This window comes from Nitrosophilus alvini, from assembly GCF_015100395.1.
Classification (GTDB): Bacteria; Campylobacterota; Campylobacteria; order Campylobacterales; family Nitratiruptoraceae; genus Nitrosophilus; species Nitrosophilus alvini.
Map to the genome: position 1 here is coordinate 1,388,378 of NZ_AP022847.1, position 19,328 is coordinate 1,407,705.

The 19,328-nt window shown below is 38.3% G+C and carries 15 protein-coding genes; all 15 read left to right on the plus strand.

What is annotated here, in order from left to right; genetic code table 11:
• The first annotated feature begins 172 nt into the window (after positions 1–172).
• Positions 173–1,537, plus strand: coding sequence for a cytochrome c3 family protein (locus tag EPR_RS07090; protein WP_200762544.1), 1,365 nt, complete (start codon positions 173–175; stop codon positions 1,535–1,537).
• 9 nt (positions 1,538–1,546) lie between these two features.
• On the plus strand, positions 1,547–2,617 hold the full coding sequence (locus tag EPR_RS07095) for a cytochrome c3 family protein (protein WP_200764198.1): 1,071 nt from the start codon (positions 1,547–1,549) through the stop codon (positions 2,615–2,617).
• 228 nt (positions 2,618–2,845) lie between these two features.
• Positions 2,846–3,955, plus strand: a complete 1,110-nt coding sequence (locus EPR_RS07100; RefSeq protein WP_200762545.1) for a cache domain-containing protein — start codon at positions 2,846–2,848, stop codon at positions 3,953–3,955.
• Positions 3,952–4,608 (plus strand): response regulator transcription factor, encoded by a 657-nt coding sequence (locus EPR_RS07105; RefSeq protein ID WP_200762546.1) that lies wholly within the window; start codon positions 3,952–3,954, stop codon positions 4,606–4,608. Before EPR_RS07100 ends, EPR_RS07105 begins: the two co-directional genes overlap by 4 nt.
• Positions 4,598–5,770: a sensor histidine kinase gene (locus EPR_RS07110; protein WP_200762547.1), complete on the plus strand. Its 1,173-nt coding sequence runs from the start codon at positions 4,598–4,600 to the stop codon at positions 5,768–5,770. The genes EPR_RS07105 and EPR_RS07110 overlap by 11 nt, the downstream gene beginning before the upstream one ends.
• Positions 5,771–5,858: 88 nt before the next feature.
• Positions 5,859–6,548 carry a cytochrome c3 family protein gene (locus tag EPR_RS07115; RefSeq protein ID WP_200762548.1) on the plus strand — a complete coding sequence of 230 codons (690 nt, stop codon included), beginning with the start codon at positions 5,859–5,861 and terminating at the stop codon, positions 6,546–6,548.
• A gap of 253 nt (positions 6,549–6,801) precedes the next feature.
• Positions 6,802–7,551, plus strand: coding sequence for a cytochrome c3 family protein (locus EPR_RS07120; protein WP_200762549.1), 750 nt, complete (start codon positions 6,802–6,804; stop codon positions 7,549–7,551).
• A 247-nt stretch (positions 7,552–7,798) separates the two neighbouring features.
• The gene (locus tag EPR_RS07125; protein ID WP_200762550.1) at positions 7,799–8,893 is read left to right on the plus strand and encodes a 6-bladed beta-propeller; all 1,095 of its coding nucleotides are present in this window, start codon (positions 7,799–7,801) and stop codon (positions 8,891–8,893) included.
• Positions 8,877–9,566 carry a cytochrome c3 family protein gene (locus EPR_RS07130; protein ID WP_200762551.1) on the plus strand — a complete coding sequence of 230 codons (690 nt, stop codon included), beginning with the start codon at positions 8,877–8,879 and terminating at the stop codon, positions 9,564–9,566. Before EPR_RS07125 ends, EPR_RS07130 begins: the two co-directional genes overlap by 17 nt.
• Positions 9,567–9,583: 17 nt before the next feature.
• Complete coding sequence (locus tag EPR_RS07135) at positions 9,584–10,549, plus strand: peptidylprolyl isomerase (RefSeq protein ID WP_338037311.1); 966 nt, start codon at positions 9,584–9,586, stop codon at positions 10,547–10,549.
• Between the two features lie 28 nt (positions 10,550–10,577).
• On the plus strand, positions 10,578–12,308 hold the full coding sequence (locus EPR_RS07140; RefSeq protein ID WP_200762553.1) for a hypothetical protein: 1,731 nt from the start codon (positions 10,578–10,580) through the stop codon (positions 12,306–12,308).
• An 11-nt stretch (positions 12,309–12,319) separates the two neighbouring features.
• A complete protein-coding gene (locus EPR_RS07145; protein ID WP_200762554.1) occupies positions 12,320–13,321 on the plus strand; it encodes a 6-bladed beta-propeller in 1,002 nt (333 codons plus the stop codon).
• 10 nt (positions 13,322–13,331) lie between these two features.
• A complete protein-coding gene (locus EPR_RS07150) occupies positions 13,332–15,443 on the plus strand; it encodes a cytochrome c3 family protein (RefSeq protein ID WP_200762555.1) in 2,112 nt (703 codons plus the stop codon).
• The gene (locus EPR_RS07155; RefSeq protein ID WP_200762556.1) at positions 15,424–15,945 is read left to right on the plus strand and encodes a hypothetical protein; all 522 of its coding nucleotides are present in this window, start codon (positions 15,424–15,426) and stop codon (positions 15,943–15,945) included. The genes EPR_RS07150 and EPR_RS07155 overlap by 20 nt, the downstream gene beginning before the upstream one ends.
• Before the next feature lie 149 nt (positions 15,946–16,094).
• Positions 16,095–19,307, plus strand: coding sequence for a cytochrome c biogenesis protein CcsA (locus EPR_RS07160; protein WP_200762557.1), 3,213 nt, complete (start codon positions 16,095–16,097; stop codon positions 19,305–19,307).
• The last annotated feature ends 21 nt before the right edge of the window (positions 19,308–19,328 follow it).

Genomic DNA, 19,328 nt, shown 5'->3' on the forward strand with positions numbered 1-19,328 from the left:
ACTATTCTCAACTCTTCCGTTTTTTCTGACGTTTTTTGATAATTTTTATTGATTTTTGTCAAAGACTTTTCATATTATTTGTACTATCATTAATTTTGGGCTTGCATAAATATTATTTATGAAAGCTATTATACATGTCATTAAAAATTCTTATATACTCAAGGAGTGCCAAATGAAATTTTCAACAAAAAAGTTATTACTTTTATGTTTGGCAGTTTCACTGGTTGTATTTAGCGGCTGTGCTCCTACGGCAACAGAGAAAACCGTAGAGAAAACAAAAACGGAAAAACAGAAACCTGTTAAGTCTCCCGCTAAAGAAACGCCAAAACCGGAACCTGTTGCCGCACCTCAGCAAGCCACGCCTCAACAAACTGCACCAACGGCGGCTCCATCACCCGTACCGACAGATCAGCAAAAAAGCGGTGAACCCTTTTTCGAACCTAACCTGCTATCTGAAAAAGAGGTAGTCCATCCGCCGTTTGAATGGGGTGACTGTACGGTTTGTCATAAAGATAAAAATCCCGAAAAGAGCAAAAAATATGATCTGATTATGGATACTCCCGATCTATGTTATCAGTGTCATGATAAAAATCTCAAAGAGGGTAAAAAGTTTATCCACGGACCTGTAGCAGCAGGTGCATGCACGGCCTGTCATAATCCGCACAAATCAAAAAATAAAAGGCTTTTAGTTGCATCAAATATAAATGAACTCTGTACATCATGCCACGTGGCCAAAGGAGAGTTTTTACATAAAACACAAAATATTCACCCTCCTGTTCAGGATCAGTGTATAAATTGTCACGATCCACATACGGAGGATTACAAATTCCAGCTCAAAGCCGACGGAAAAAAAGATCTCTGCCTTATGTGTCATGCTGACAAAAAAGAGTGGATTACAAAATCCATCAATAAACACGGTGCTATAAACAGACCAAGAGGCTGTCAGGAGTGCCATGATCCGCATGGTACGGGACAACCAAAAATGATAAAAGCAGCTACCGTAAAAGATCTGTGTCTGCAATGTCACAATCAGCCTCTCAAAAGAGATGAAGACGGTGTTAAATTAATAAACATGGCAAAACATCTTGAAGAAAATCCTGACTGGCACGGGCCGATACAGTGGGGAGACTGTGCTATGTGTCACAACCCGCACGGAAGTAACAACTTCAGAATGCTAAAAAAACCGTTCCCACCAACATTTTATGCAAGTTTCGATGAAAAGAACTATATCTGTTTTGAGTGTCATGAATCCAAAAAGATCACAGAGCCTAAAACAACAGAATATACAAATTTCAGAAACGGAGATGTCAATCTTCACTTTGTTCATGTTGATAAGAAAAAGGGACGAACTTGCCGAGCATGTCACGATTTCCACGGAACAAAAGACTATCCTCACCATTTAAGGAAAAAGACAAAATTCGGAAAGATAAACTTCCCGATCAGATATATCGAAACACCTACAGGAGGTTCATGTGCTCCTGCATGCCATGCAAGAAGATACTATGACAGGGAAAAACCCATTGTCAATACAAAATAAGGGACAAAAATGAGGAGAAACAAAGCTTTTGCTCTTCTCCTCTTTGTTTTTATTTTTTTATGGCAGGGAAGAGCAGACAATGGAAATCTCGTTATACTATTTCCGAAAAACAGCTCTATTTACGATGATGCTTTTGCATCTATCGTAATCAAAACTGATCCTAAAACAGTAAAAAAAATTGAAATCTATACCGATTTAAACAAAACCTATACTATTGCCACTAAGCCGGAAAAAAACATTTACTGCAAAAGCATCAGGCTAAAATTAGGTAAAAATAGAATTTTCGTAACAGCATATGATCAAAAAAGAGGAAGTTATGAAAAAAAAATCGACCTCTTTTATCGGTCAGAAGTACATGAGGGTGCTGACGAAGCACCGTATAAATATGAAAAATTCTTTTTCCACACAGATAAAAATGAAAAAACCTGCTCAACCTGTCATAACATGGAACCTGACAAACAGATGGCACAAAAAAAGAAGATAAAGGCAAAAGGTTCGGCAACAACAGATATAGAAGTGCTTGAAAACCCTCAGGACTCAAACTGTTATACTTGTCACAATCCTTTAACTTCCAGAAAAAACGGTCATGCCCCATCGGTTAACTTTATGTGCGGCGTATGCCATACAGGCAAAGCAGCTGAAAACAATCTAGATGAGGAAGGAAAAAGTAAATATCTGCAACCAGATCCCATAATGGAACGCTGTTTTGTGTGTCATGAAAGAATAGAGAAGATTATGAAACACAATAGATCCGATCACGGTCCTACAAAACTGGGACGCTGTAACAAGTGTCATAATCCACACTCTTCTGAAAATATTTTTTTTCTTAGAAAACCCATATGGGAACTGTGTACAACATGTCATGCAGAAAAAGCCACGGGAAAGCACGTTATTTCCAGTTTTGTTTATATAAGAAACAAAGGTGGACATCCTACACGCGGCAGACCTGATCCTTCACGTCCCGGACGAGAACTAGTCTGCTCCTCATGTCATAATCCTCACGGTTCCATGGGACCGTTTCTACTACGTACAAAAGGACCCGTTCCGTTCAGTGTCTGCAGAAGATGCCACAAAAAATAGCATAAGCCGGCTCTTTGTCAACACGGCTTATGCCAATCTCTACTATAAAATATTTTTATGAATTATGTTTTCTTGTTAAAAACTCTTTTTGTATCAATGAGTAAAAATGTTACTTTACTGCTAAACTGTTTTTATTGATTGTAAAAAAATCTTTTCATTTAATACAATTTTTTTTATTTATTGTATAATAATATGTTTTAATACCAATAAAGTAGAATGATTTATACTATGAAAAAAATCTTTGTTGCGATCACACTCATTATTTCGGCCGCTATTCTCGTTCTTATATTCAATCTTAACGAAAAAAGAGAAATAAATAAAAAAAATATGGCCTATGACAATATAAATAAATTCCTTTCCCGCACTCTTGATTCCGAAAAAGCACAATCATTATCTCTCGCATTGGCACTAAGTAAAAACAGAGCTATTGCAGATGCTATACTTGAAAACAATACAAAAAAATGTTTTACCATCCTTCACGATACAACCGAATCTTTTATAAAACATCTAAACAGAAAATATATATACACACAGATTTTCGGGAAAGGGCTTCTTATATTTGCACGCAGCTGGGATGCAAGCGCTTCAGGAATACCGCTAGAGGCAAGAAGAGAAGATTTGATTGAAATAATAAAAACCAGAAGACCTAAAGCGGTCATAGAGACTACAGTTCCTACCGGTATAAAAGCTTCTGCACCGATAATTTATAACGGACATATAATTGGAATTTTGGAAGTCACTACACTTCTTGATAGAGTAGTTGCAAGATTACGGGAATATAGTATAGAGACTATACCGATCATAAGAACAGAACTTATCTCTAAAGGTGATATTATAGAAAACAATCCTTCCGTACATAATTTCAAAATAGCCAATAAAAACTACAATAAACATATTTCACAAATACTAGGATCACTGAGCAAAGATGATTTCAACAAACTTATCCATACCGACTATCTAAAAAAAGAGGGGATGTTTTTTGCGGCCTATCCGATAGAGAACGATTACGGAAAAAATCTTGGATATTTTATTACTGTGGTATCAAATGAAAATTTCGAAAATTTTGCAGGAAAACAGAAAACTCTGTTAAAAAGTATCTTTACTATGGAAAGTACCAAAGAGGACATTTATCACTATGTAAATTCAAAAAGTGAAAATATTTTTGAGACAATGAGCCCGGAATATATTCTGCATTTCAAAAACAGAGTAGATGAAAAAGATCGATTATATTTCAATAAAGCTGCAAGAGAAAAACTACAAAAACTCTCTAAAGAGGAATTGATAGACTTGATACTTCACAACTACCATAAAACAAAAAAGGAAGGAAAAATAAAGTGAAAATACTTCTTTTAGAGGACGAGTATACGCTCAGAAAATCGATAAAAGAGCTCCTTGAAGAGAGCGGATATGTTGTAGAAGAGTATTCGGAAGGTAAAGCTGCACTGGAAGCTATTTTCAATTCAAAATTCGATCTTTTACTTCTGGATGTAAATGTTCCGGGTATCAATGGATTTGAGCTTTTGGAGAGTTTGAGAAAAAACGGCATCGACACACCTACAATTTTCATAACTTCACTAACAGAAATCGACAGTCTGGAAAAGGGGTATGATCTTGGATGCTGCGACTATATCAAAAAACCTTTCGATATGAAAGAATTGAAACTCAGAGTTGCTTCAGCACTTAGACTTGCATCTTTACGATCTAACAAAGACACAATAAAACTTCCCGGAGGATACGAATATCATACAAAATGTTTTACTCTTACAAGAAACAATGAAGAGATAGGACTCTCCAAGACAGAAAAGATGATACTCGATCTTTTTATAAAACATAAAAATCAGGTAGTCACTCCGGAAATGATAACAGAATATGTATGGGATGATTATGTGGATCCCGCGAATGTAAGAGTTCAGATAAACAACCTGAGAAAAAAACTAGATAAAGATTTGATTAAAAATATCAGAGGTGTAGGATACAAACTTGAAGCTTAAGATAGACGAATCAAAATTTTCACTGAGATATTCCATTTTATATACTCTCACTGTCCTCGCTATTCTACTTGTACCCTTTGCAATATACGACAACTACACCTATAACCTTGAAGAGGTTAAAACAGAAATGGCGCTAAAGAAGAAATCCATTCAGATAATAAATGAAATGGAAAAATTTGACAGTAGATTCCAAAGCACTTTTACATTTCCCAGATTTAAATCCTATCAGGCAGGCCTGTATGATCAGAACGGCAATCCTATATTTACACTTATCAAAAAACCCATCTCTACACTTAATCTGAAACCAGGTTATCATAAACTCGGTAATTACAGATATTTTGTTACAGAATTCAGAGACGGTAGTTATTTTGGAGCAAAATATCTTGTAGTAGGCACAGAATTTAATATATACACTATTTTATATAATATAATGATAGTCTTTTTATCTATTTTGGCCATTACTTTCATTTTTTCATTTATTATCCTAAAAAATTTCTCCAAACCTTTCAAAGAGATAAACAAAGCCCTGGATGATTTTATAAAAGACTCCATGCATGAGATAAATACTCCTCTGTCTATCATCAATATAAATATAGATATGTTCACGGAAAAATTCGGAAAAAACAAGTATCTCTCCCGTATAAAATCTGCCGCCAAAATACTCTCTTCTCTCTATGATGATATGAACTATCTTATAAAAGAGCGCACAATAAACAGAGCCGAAAAGAAAAGGATAAATTTCAGTGAGTTTTTGAAAAGATCGGTCGATTATTTCAGAGATATAGCAGAGCTTAAAGATATCTCTTTACATACAGATATACAAAAAGACATCTATATAAATTTTGTTCCCGCAAAACTTCAGAAAATAATAGACAACAATCTCTCAAACGCCATCAAATACTCAAATGAGGGTGGAAAAGTGATTGTGTCTTTAAAAAAAGAGAACAATAAAATAATACTAGGTTTCAAAGATTACGGGATAGGTATAAAAGATCCGGCAAAAATCTTCTCCAGATACTACAGAGAAGATAATACTAAAGGAGGATTCGGAATAGGTCTAAATATAGTCGGCAAAATTGCAAATGAAGAAAAAATAAAAGTAAATATTGTCTCAAGCCTCGGAAAAGGGAGCTATTTCGAATATATTTTTCCTGCCAGCTAACCACTTATAATATAAATTTTAATAATTTTACACTCATTTTACACAACTATGTCATAATGTTACCCACAGTCCAAAAAGGGGGAACTTTATGAAAAAGAGAATACTGATAAATATTGGGATTTTTACAGCACTTTCCACATTCTTGTTCGCCCAGTCAATGGTAGGAACTCAACACGATCTGGGCACAGGATATGGGGGTGATAATGACGAGATATGTGTTTACTGCCACACCCCGCACGCATCCAATGTAAATTACGGCGCACCTCTTTGGAATAAACCTATGATAACAACATCATTCAAGATGTACGGAGCAACGACGGAGGGCGTTGCCGGTCAGACCATAGCAGGAACTGCCACAGATGCATCTCCTACAGGAGCAACTCTGGCATGTCTTAGCTGTCATGACGGTGTCAGCGCAATGAACAGCGTTGTAAACGCCCCAGGTTCAGGCGGATATAATACTAACGGAACATATATAGGAAATGACAGCAATCTTCCTAAAACAATGCCTGCAAGCGATATCATAGCTATCGGACTTAACGGTGACTTGACAAACGATCATCCGGTATCCATAACTTATGTTGAAGGGGTAGCCGGTTTAAAACCTAAAAATACCGCTATTACCGGCTGGAATAATGCTTCGACTATAAATGATCTGTTAAGAGACGGAAAAGTGCAGTGTGTAAGCTGCCACGACCCCCACGATCCTACATATAGTAGATATCTCAGACACAGAAATACCGCAAGCGAACTTTGCAAAACCTGCCACGATAAATAGAGCCATCAGTCACGATTCACGAATCAAGAATCGTGACCGGCATTCCCCACACTCACACCCACACCCACACCCACACTAACACTCACACTAACACATGTACTTACACTCAAAATAAAAAAATTGAATAACTTAAATATATATAATGTTTATGCAACTCTTGGTAAATAATATTTTTTATCTATTTTTTTACACTATTTTTACAAAGATTGGTTACAATAATAATTGAAACAACTACAACTCACAGGAGGACGATATGAGAAGAACTGAAATAGCCAAAATTGCAGCAGCAGCCATTTTAGCACTGGGTGTTACTTCTGCAATGGCGACCATCACGGGAAGTAAGCACGACCTTTCTGCTACAGGCGGTGGTACGATAAAGGCTGATGCAGGTCAGAACAATGATGAGATCTGTGTATACTGCCACACCCCGCACGCCGCTAACACAGACTTTGCAGGAGCACCGCTCTGGAACAAAGCTACACCTTCATCTGGTTCATTTACAATGTACGGTGCAACTGCAGCTAATACAGCTGGACAGACTATTGCAGGGACTTCAACTGACCAGCAGCCAAACGCTCCATCTTTGGCATGTCTAAGCTGCCATGACGGTGTTAGCGCTATCAACTCTATTGTTAACGCGCCTGGTTCTGGTGGATATAACGCAAGCGGACAGCTAGTAGCGTTCGGTGCAACTGCAGCCGGAACAGCAAAAACTATGCCTGCAGGTGTAACGCAGATAGGAACAGACCTTACAAACGACCACCCTGTCTCTATCACTTATGTAGAGGGTGCGGCTAGCCTTAAACCTACTACTACAGCAGTTACAGGCTGGAGCGGTGCAAGCACTATTGCCGATCTTCTTAGAAACGGCAAAGTTGAGTGTGTAAGCTGCCACGATCCTCACCTTGGCGAGAGCGACACTTTCCTTAGAAGAAACGCTGGTACTGTAGGAGAAGCTAGTAACAAAGGAAGTAAAGTTTGTCTAACTTGTCATGACAAGTAATGTTTGACTGTTTACAAAAAGGTACAGCTACGGCTGTACCTTTTTTTTTGCCAAATTTTTTCAAGAGAGGTTGATAAACAAACATTATATTTAAAATAATACTTATTTATAATATTTTGTGATACCAACCTTTTTTGAAAACAGTTGGTAACATATTCTGGTTTGTCATTTCTTTGTCACGTCAAAAATTGCCTATCACACTTTTCTTTGATATAATGAACAAAAATTATTCACGAGGAGAATGTTCTTGAAAAGGACGGTACTTTATCTATTATCTACTATACTCTTATTATCTATGTTCACCGGGTGCGCCCCGCAAAAACAGCAGGAAGTTCGCATCATTATGCCGCCTCCGCCTGAGGAACCAAGACTCTTTTATGTGGGAAGCTACAGAGGTGAAGCAGACTTTACAAACAACAAAGCACTGGATATTTTTATAGGTGAAGAGACTAAAGGTTCCGGAAAAAACCTTTTCAAACCTTACGGAGTAGCTGCAAAAGGCGATGTACTATATGTTACTGATACGGCTTTAGGTATCGTTTTTGTTATAGATATAAAAAATAAAAAGGTAACCTTTCTAGGTGACAGACCTGCAGGTAAGCTTGCTCTGCCCGTTGGCATAGCCTTTGGTCCTGACGGTATCGTATACGTTTCGGATTCGAAGCTTAGAAAAGTGTTTGGATATGCAAAAAACGGCAATCTGGTTTTCGCTATTGGAGAAAAAGGTGAGTTTAGACGACCTTCCGGCATAGCGATCAATCAAAAGTTAAACAGACTCTATGTTGTAGATACGAAATCACATAACGTAAAAGTCTATGACCTTAAAAGCGGAAAACTTCTTTTCGAGTTTGGAAAAAGAGGTATAAAGGAGGGAGAGTTCAACTTCCCAACAAACATAGCTATAGACCCAAGAAATGGAAATGTGGCAGTTGTAGATACACAAAACTTCCGGGTTCAGATATTTGACCAGGAGGGTGAGTTTCTTACAAAGTTCGGGCGTCTTGGTGATGCGCCGGGTATGTTTGCCAGACCAAAGGGAATAGGAATAGACACGGAAGGTCATATCTACGTTGCGGACGCTGCTTTTAATAATGTGCAGATATTCGATGACAAGGGAACCGTTTTGCTATATTTCGGAGGAGCCGGTTTTGCTCCTGGCAAATTTTACCTCCCTGCCGGAATATATGCAGACGAAAACGACCGCATATATATAGTCGACTCTTTCAACGCAAGAGTCCAGGTCTATCAATATGTTAGCGAAGCATGGAAAAAGAAACATCCTGAAGAGTATAGAAAACTTAAAATGCTGGAGAGCACTAAAAAAGATGAAAAAACTGAGTAGTATCTGTGTTTTATCGGTTTTATTGTTAGCTTTACATCTAAATGCAGAACCACCGGCTCTGCCCGACTTGGAAGATAGCGGAGGGATTTACAATACAAAGCACAATCTGCTCAGTGGCATAAAGCTTCCAAAAGGTGAAGAAAAAAAAGAGCTCTGTATCTGGTGCCATATACCTCATGAATCGTACGACAGCAGTTACAAATCTCCTCTATGGCTTAGAGAGGCTGAAGAGAAAATGAACTTTTCTCCATACGGAATGGAGGAGAACACCACACATCCCGGACATACTGAAGAGCCCGACGTTATGGTAAGAGTATGTCTTACCTGCCATGACGGAGTAAACGGCCCCAATATCTCTCTATTTAGCGAAAGCGATCAGATGCTGGGATACGGCTTTGAGAACCAGCCTACGGGCGGCCCCGATGCAAACAACGCACACGGTCACCCTATAGGTGTCAGATACTCTCCTTCCAGCAAAAAAGGCAAAAAAGCAAATCTGAGAGATGAGTCCTATGTTTTAAAAGGCTGGGCAGGCGCAAAAACTATAAGCGACCTTGTTTCCGAAGGGGTTGTAAGATGCACAAGCTGTCATGACCCTCACAGCTCAAACGATCAATTTTTAAGAACCGGAAACTCTAGAAGCAGTCTCTGCAGAGGCTGTCATAACAAATAATTTGGAAAACAAAAAGGATTTTGTATATGAAAAAACTATTACTGCTTTTTTTTGTCGCAGTTTTTACACTTTTTGCTTCACAAAACCAAAATATTGCCGATGAAAAAAGAACTATTGCCGTAGTTAACGGATATAAAATAACCAAAAAAGAGCTGGACAGACAGACAAACATGCTTATGCCAAGAAGTTTTTTCCACTCTACCGTTACGGAAAAAAAACTTAAAGAGGTAGAAAAAGAGGCCCTTGAGGATCTTATAAATAAAAGAGTTCTTATAGAATATGCAAAAAAAAGAGGGTATAAAATCTCCCAAAATGAGCTTGAAAAAGAGGAAAAAAGGATAAAAAAGGCGTTCGGATCTCAAAAAAACTTCGAAATGGGTCTTAAAAAAGCAAATCTTACATATGAAGAGTTCAAAAAAGAGCTAAGAAACGATCTTCTTATACAAAAACTGTATGAAAAAGAGGTCAAAACCGACCTGAGTGAAAAAGAGCTAAAAGAGTATTACGAAAAAAACAGATACAAGTTCAAACTTCCCGAAAAGATAAAATTAAGAGTGATTTACCTTAGAAACGACCCTACAGACCCTAAAGGAAGAGAAAAGGCTCTCAAAAGGGCCAAAGAGGTCATGGAGAAACTGAAAAAGGGAGAGGATTTCGCTGAACTGGCCAGAGTATATTCAAATGCTATGAGCCGTATAAAAGGCGGTGATATGGGCTTCGTTCATAAAGGGATGCTGGATGAGCCTATCGAAAAAGCGGCTATGAAGTTAAAAAAAGGTGAAATAAGCGACATTGTAGAGACTTCAAAGGGGTTTTATATTATAAAACTGGAAGAGATATCTCCGGCTATTCAGCTTAAATTTGACGATGTAAAAAAGAGGCTTAAAAAAGAGCTAAAAGCCAAATATGAAAAGCAGAAAATGGATAAGATTTTAAAACAGGCTAAAAAAGAGGCTAAAATAGTCTATAAAGCTTACAAGTAATCTTATAGATAATATTGTGGTGGGTTTAATGAGTAAAAGATATCTGGTTTTTGTTTCAGCTTTTGTATTGATACCGTATGTATCCAATGCAGCAAACAGCTATACAAGAGGACTGTACGGTAAACTGGAGTATGTACTCATGAACGATAAGATAGAAGATAAGTACAACTCTACCGAAAGAAAATCATTTATACAAAATTATGAATTAGGATATGAAAGTTACCTTTACAGCCCTCTTCTTTTAACATACGATATAGGTACCTCTTTTTATGTAGACGATACAACCTCTACTACAAAAAGCGAAACCTCTACTACAAAAAGCGAAAACAATATAAAACATACAAACTATAAAGCCTATCTTCATTTTATAAAGAGGTCCAATTATCCTTTTACCATATATAAAGAAAAAATCGACTCCCCTTTATGGAGTACACAGGCCGATACTGCCACACTTGTCACATATAAAACAGACAAACAGGGAATTTTCGGTAGACTCAAACTAAAGTATTTTGATTTAAATTATGAAGTAAGAGATACAGAAACCGAAAAGACCGAATCGTTTGCCTACGAAACGGGAAATACTAGAAGATACAGTTTAGGAATAAGCAAACAGTTTGATATGAACAAAACAGCAAGTTTTAACTATAGCCACCAGACAAGAGACTACTACCGTACCGATACAGGTCTGGGATATACCGACCAGTGGAACGATGTTGTAGATAACGCTACAGCCAATTTCTCATGGAGAATGTCGGAAACTATGAATATGAGAACATTTGCAAGTTATCTTAAAAACAGCTATTTTGAACTCGAAGACCTTAGCGGTAGTATAAACTTCAACTACCATCCAAATGAAAAACTTTCGGCAAGCACCTCTTTAACCGCCAATAATATGAAGACAAAAGATGGAACAAATAACTATATAACTTTTAACGAAAACAGCACATATCGTGTAACGGAAAACTTTTCTACCAATCAAAACCTTCAGATTTTCAACGCTTCCGGAGATACGAGCAATATGACGCTTACAAGCCTGACTCTTGGCTCCAATTATATAAAAAAGTTTTCAAAATCTATGACCGGAACGTTAAACGCAAGCGTAACAGGTAGAATGGAAAAGTTCGGTGATGACGGCAACAGCACTATTTCAGACAGGAACATGCTCTCATACACGCTTGGCAGCGGTATAACGAAAAATTTTGAAGAGTCCAGATCGAGCCTATCTGCAAATATCAGCTATTATCAGCTAATATCCACAACCAGCGACTCTACAAGAAGAATAACACTGAATGCAGGGTATAATAAAAAATTCAGTGAAAAACTCTCATATTATCTAAAAATGTATGCCACAAGAGATGAAAATACTTATACAAACAATAATGAAACAACAGAGAGAACAACAAACATACTAAGTATAGATAACGCTGTAAATTACTGGACACTTGTAGGATATAATGGAAAACTCACTTCAAAAGCGGGTGTGACGTACTCTTCTGGAACTTTTACAAACAGAGTAAATCCATACGCAAACGCAACATTTATGTATATGATCAGAAGAAACCTTATGTTTAAAGCCGTGGGAAGAGTCTCAAGCGATACGGCTTACGATATAGTTACATATTCGGGAACTGCCGATATGACATACAGAATAAGAAAAATTCAGATAAGAGTCGGTACGCAACTCTCCTCCCAAACCGGAGGAAGTTTTGGCGAACGTACCCATACAAATTACTATTTTAGAATTAGCAGAACATTATAAAAGAGGCGCTCATGAAAAAAGTAATTAAAACGATCTTGTTTCTATCACTTACTTTGCCTCTTCTGGCAGGTTCCAAGCCGGTATGGCCACAACCGCCGGAAAAGACGAGAATCGCTTATGAAAAGTCGATTTCAAAAGCTGAAGATCTGGATATAAAAAAGGGATTTTTTGCTAAAATTTGGGATTTTTTTGCAGGACATGAAGAAAAAATCCTAATCAAACCTTTCGGCGTACATTTTGATAGTGGAAAAATTTACGTAACAGATATAGGAACAAGGTCTTTATTTATATTTGACACCAAAAGAAAAAAACTCAAAATCATAGAGGGATTTAAGTCTCAAAAATTCGCCTCCCCCATAGACGTAACAACAGATAAAAAGGGAAATATTTACGTAACCGACTCGATGCTCGGATATGTTCTGGTTTTTGATCGTATGGGTAATCCTCTCAGAAAAATAGGCACTTCAAAAAAGATACTCAGGCCTACAGGCATAGCTTATAACAAAGAGAAAAACACCATATATGTAACAGACACTTTAAGCGCCGATATAAAAATCTTTACACCGGAAGGAAAATATATAAGTTCCATCGGCGGGCCGGGCAACAGTGACGGAAAATTTAACAGACCCACTTTCATTACAATTGATGAAGAGGGAAATCTATATGTAAGCGACTCTATGAATCAAAGAATCCAAATCTTTGACAAAAAGGGAAGATTTTTAAGAAAATTCGGCAAACTTGGTAATACTATCGGAAGCTTTTCAAATCCGAGAGGTGTTGCAGTCGACAAATATGGTAATATATATGTTACAGACACTCTTTTTCATGCTGTTCAGATTTTTAATAAAAAAGGAGACCTTCTTCTTGTATTCGGAAGTTATGGAGAGAAGGAGGGAGAGTTTGTTGTTCCAGAGGATATTTCAATCACGCCTGATGGAACTATATATGTAACCGACTCTTACAATATGAGAGTTCAGGTTTTTAAAATCACAGATTACAATGATGAAAAATAAGGAGGCTGCCATGAGAAGACCTTTGATATATCTGACAACACTGCTTCTGGCATTCTCAACTGCCTCCGGCACTATACTAAATACAAAACACAATCTCTCCGCAACAGGCCCGGGCACGATAAAAGCTTCAAGCGAACAGGAGGTTTGCGTTTTTTGTCATATTCCACACAATGCGCAGCCCGGAAAGCCCTTATGGAACAGAGAGATGCCTCAATCCGCATACATAATGTACGACAGCGAATATCTCAAAAGAACCAACTACCCTCTTCCGGCAGATCTTGGCATCACCGAAGGGACACCGGGCTCTTTATCAAGACAGTGTTTGAGTTGCCATGACGGAACTGTTGCAATCGGTGCAGTCTATATGGTTCGGGGAAGTATCCTGGGCAACACCCTTATAGATATGATAGGAGTTAATGCAGACGGAACAATGCCTTCAACGGCTGAAGGCTTCATAGGTACTGATCTTTCTATCCACCACCCTGTAGGTATCGAATACGATCCCACAAATGTAAAAAATTTCGGCGTTGGAAGTAAGACTATAGAGCTCAAAACCACTCCCGATGCTCCGCTCAAACTCTATACATATTCCGGTAAACAGTATGTTGAGTGTACATCATGTCACGACCCTCATCTTGAAAATATGAAGTTTTTGAGAGTAAATACAGGTGCGAATCACGGTGAAAACGTTAAATTTACCTGTATGTCCTGCCACGATAAAAATCCAAATGTTCCATGGCCTACAACACATGAAGTTATGGGTTCTCCTTATTGGGATCAGGGTGTTAAGGATAGATATAACAATGGCGGCTCTGTATCGGTAGCTGACCTTTACTGCGTCAACTGCCATACCCCTCACAACGGACAGGGAAAACCGTATCTGCTCAGACAGGTTGAGCAGAATACCTGCTATATGGGTGCGGCGGCCTCCAAAGACACTGCTCCTTGTCATGGAACAGGCACAACCTGGTCAGGCAATGATATTGAATCTATCCTTAACCGACCTTTTGCGCATCCGGTAAACACAATCGACGGAGTGCATACAAACTTTGACACTCTGTACGGATACGGTTCCACTGAAACAGACCCTGCTTCAAGTCACAGCGTCAAATGGAGCGATTCAAAACATGCTGAATGTATGGATTGCCACAATCAACATAGATTAGGTTCAAATAATCATATAGGAAGCCAGCAGGACAGCGCAACAAAATGGTACCCGGATACTCCAAGTAACGCTGTCTCTGATGTTATAAGAAAAGTTCAGGGTGTTGAACCCTCATGGCCGGCAATGTGGACTCAACCCACATCCTTTACAACACTCGCAGAATCGACAAAAGAGTATCAGATATGCCTCAAATGCCACTCTTACTGGGCACTGGGACCAACACTCGCCTCAGCTGCCGGTGAAGTGGCTACAGGAGCTACCGACAACTGGATAGATAGTGAAAGCGTGCGAGCGACCGACCAAGCATTTGAGTTCAATCCTAACAACAGGTCAGCTCACCCGGTCATAATGGCACTGAACGATATGCCGGGCTCCTACGCTCCAAAAGGACTCGATACCTGGGGAACTACGGACGTTATGTTCTATCCGTGGAACCAGAGTCTCGGAACCCAGACTATGTACTGCTCCGACTGTCACGGAGCAGATAACGAAGACAGCGGGGATCCGAAAGGCCCTCACGGCTCAAGTTACAATTTCATGCTCAAAGGTCCAAACAAATACTGGCCAGAAGATCCAAACGGAAATCTTTTCTCTACAGGACAGATCCAGGCAGACGGTACTATACCTGATCTCTTCTGTTCTAACTGTCACAATCTCAACTATCCTCACAAACAGTGGGCATGGAAAATGGAAAGATATGACATCGCCTGCGTCAGATGCCACGTAGCAATCCCACACGGTTCGCCGGTATCTAGACTGATAGGTTATGCCAACTTTCCAGAACCGTACAATTATAATTATAACGGTACGAAGCAGTTGTTAATCTACGGATATAAAAAGGCAAGTCCTACATCATTAGACATCAGTTCCAACAATGTTTATGCGCCAGGCTGCGGCGGTGGCGGATGTCACGGCTGGAATGCAGGGGGATACGATATTGTCGATCCTATGCCTTAAAAACAGAGCAGGGTTTTTTATCCCTTTTCTGTTTCTTTTTCTCTTTGGCAGTTCCCTTTATGCAAACAGTGATGTAGAGGAAATCAAAAATACCGTCATATCATATAACAATCTTTTAATAAAAGCGGCAAAAAACAGGGATTTTATAAAAAATTTTGATAATAAAAAGATATTTGAAAAAGAGGCTACTCCAAAAGTTGCCCAGAAGCTTTACATCTGGATAGCATCATGGCAGGAGAACAATCTTTACATGGATGCAACACTTCTTAAAATAGAATTTGAAAATATAAATACACAAGGCTCAAATGCCGAGGCTTTGACAGATGAGATTTGGAGATACAGATATTTTAGCTATACGCCCGAAGGAGGTATAAAAGAGGCTTATCCTCCATCAAAAATGTATTATAAAGTAAAATACACACTTACAAAAGATAACGGCAAATGGAAAATAGAAAATATAAAAGTACTCTCAGAAAAGGAAGAAAGGCTGAAAAAAGATTAGTAATTTACTCCAAAAACTGCTAAAATACGACTATTCTTTTCTCAAAAAAATTTAAAACAAATTTAAAATATTCTTATGGCAGTGATATTTATTGCCAAAAGCGGGAAAAAGATATAGAGTATGATAATTCAAAAATCAAAAGGGGTTTTATGACAAAAGTTATACAGAAGTTATGGTCAATTCTGATTTCGATGAAGACTATGGTCGTTCTTACACTTATATTCGCTGTCTCTATAGCTGTAGCTACATTTATCGAAAACGATTACGGGACTGATACATCCTGGGCTCTGGTATATGCAGCAAAATGGTTTGAAGTGCTTCAGGTATTACTTGGATTGAATCTTCTTGGAAACATAATAAGATTCAAACTATATAAACCCAAAAAACTGCCCGCTTTTATATTTCACGTAGGTTTTCTTATCATTCTTTTAGGCTCCGGCCTTACAAGATATATGGGTTACGAAGGTGTAATGCATATAAGAGAAGGGATGAGCGAGAACAGAATGCTCTCTGCAGACGCCTTTTTACAGATAACGGCTAAAAATGGAAACGAAAGCGTTTACAAAGAGAAAAAGCTTTTTATTTCGGCTATAGGCGGAAACGATTTTGATGAGAGTGTTGAGATAGGCGGCAAAATTTTGCATGTACGTTACAAAGATTTTATAAAAAATGCCGAAAAAGTAGCAATTCCAGATGAAAACGGAAATCCTTTGGTGGTATTTACCGTTGCCACACCATCGGGTCCTGAAAAATATTTTCTCTCTTTTAACGAATATACCGATCTTGGTCCTTTTGTCCTTGCGTTTGGAAAAAAGGAGCCGACAGATATACAAAAACCTTATCTATTTATCTATCTAAAAGATGGTAAATTTTATTTCAAATCAAACAAAGATATAGGCTACTTTAAAATGGCCGAACAGGAAAAAGGCCTTTTTGAAGCCGGCAAAGAGTATCCTTTCACAACAAAAATGATGTATCTCATCAACGGGATACAGGTTGTTCCTCAAGAAGCTCTCCTAAAAGGCATCAAAAAAGTGGTACGTGCCGAAGAGAATAGTAACGGTATGAAGATGAAAGGTACAAAACTCTCCGCCCTGATAGTTGAAGCAGAACTTGACGGTGAAAAAAAAGAGGTAGCTCTCATGGGATTGGGCAGAAGATTTAAAGGATTTACTGAAAACGTCAATATAGGAGATACCCAGATTTCTCTAGAATGGGGCTCAAAAGAGATAGAACTTCCTTTCTATCTCTATCTTAAAGATTTTGTAATAGAAAAATATCCAGGCTCTATGAGTCCATCCTCATATGAGAGTCATGTAATACTCTATGATGAAAAAAACGGAGTCAAAATGCCTTATAGAATATACATGAACAACACTTTGGAATACGGCGGATTCAAATTCTTCCAGTCAAGCTACGATCAGGACGAAAAAGGCACTATACTTTCCGTAAACCACGATCCAGGTAAATGGCCCACTTATCTTGGATATTTTCTTCTCGGACTCGGCTTTTTACTAAACCTGCTAAATCCTTACAGCAGATTTGGAAAACTGGCACGGACAAGATATATTCAGAGTGCAAAAAAACCTGCAGCAGCGGCTATTGCGTTTCTTATGCTGTTATTTACAAACAATCTTAATGCAGCCAATGAACATGCCGGACATAATCACTCTCAGATTGATATGAAGCATATTATCGAAACAGTCAAAAAGATAGATAAAAAGCATGCTGAAAATTACGGCTCAATTCTATTACAAAGCCACGATGGAAGAATCAAACCTATCGATTCTGCAGCAATAGACATTTTAAACAAAATTCACGGTTCAGACACAATGCTGGGGCTTACACACAACCAGATAATTCTTGGGATGGCTGCAAAACCAACATACTGGCAAAGAATCAAAATGATAAAAGTTAATCATCCCGGAGTCAAAAAACTATTAGGAATTCCTGAAGATGAAAAGTATTTTGCATTTGTAGAGATATTTGACAAAAACGGTAACTACAAGCTAGCGGAGGCGGTAGAAAAAGCCACAAGAAAAAGACCCGGAGAAAGAGACAAGTTTGATAAAGAAGTTATCAAAGTAGATGAGAGACTCAACATCGCATATATGGTATATTCGGGTGAATTTATGAAAGTATTTCCGCTAAAAGGCGATCCAAACAAAACATGGTATTCTCCCGCAGCAGCTCTGAAAACTTTTCCACCGCAAGAGGCCAAAATCATAAGAGCAATATTGGAAAAGAATTTTAAGGGATTGAACAAGGGGCTAAGCAGCGGAGACTGGAGTCTTGCGGACGAAGCGGTAAATGAGATCAAAGCCTATCAGCAAAAATATGGAGCTGATATTATCCCTTCAAAATCAAGAATTGAAGCAGAACTTCTTTATAACAGGCTCGATATTTTTAACAGACTTGTTCCTGTTTATCTTCTATCAGGCCTTGTGCTGCTTTTTTTGATTTTCGCCAGACTTATGAAGCCTTCTTTAAACCTTGAAGTCCCTACAAAAATTGTTGTAGGAATTTTGATAATAGCTTTTTTAGCACATACATTTAATCTCGGACTTAGATGGTACATTGCCGGACATGCTCCATGGAGCAACGGTTATGAAGCGATGCTTTATATCTCTTGGGCAATAATACTATCTGGTATTCTTTTTGCAAGACAATCCGAGTTTGCTGTCTCATCAACCGCTATATTTGCGGGTATCACTCTTTTTGTAGCGCATCTTAGCTGGCTGGATCCTCAAATTACCACTATGGTTCCGGTATTGAAATCATACTGGCTGACTATTCATGTTTCTGTTATAACTGCCAGTTACGGATTTTTGGGATTGAGTGCGCTTCTTGGATTTATAGCATTGATTCTTTTTATCATGCTCGGTTTTACAAAAAAAGATGAAACTAGAAAGCAGATAATACTCAATATCAAAGAAGCCGGCAGAATTAATGAAATGTCTATGATTGTAGGTCTATCGCTTTTGACCGTAGGAAATTTCCTGGGAGGCGTATGGGCAAACGAGTCATGGGGTAGATACTGGGGATGGGATCCAAAAGAGACATGGGCACTTGTTACAATTCTAGTATATACTGCTGTTGTTCACCTCCGGTTTATTCCTAAAGTCTGGAACAGTTTCAATTTTGCCGCTCTGTCTGTAGTGGCATACAGTTCTGTTATCATGACATACTTTGGGGTAAACTACTATCTATCCGGTCTTCATTCATACGCAGCAGGCGACCCCGTTCCGGTCCCAACCTGGGTATATTACGCTATAGTGATCGTTGCCGCCATAATAGCGGCCGCTTACAGAAACAGAAAAGTTTTTGAACAACTTCAAAAATCTGCTATTAAAATCTCTTAATCTAATGGTACTGTGAAAAAT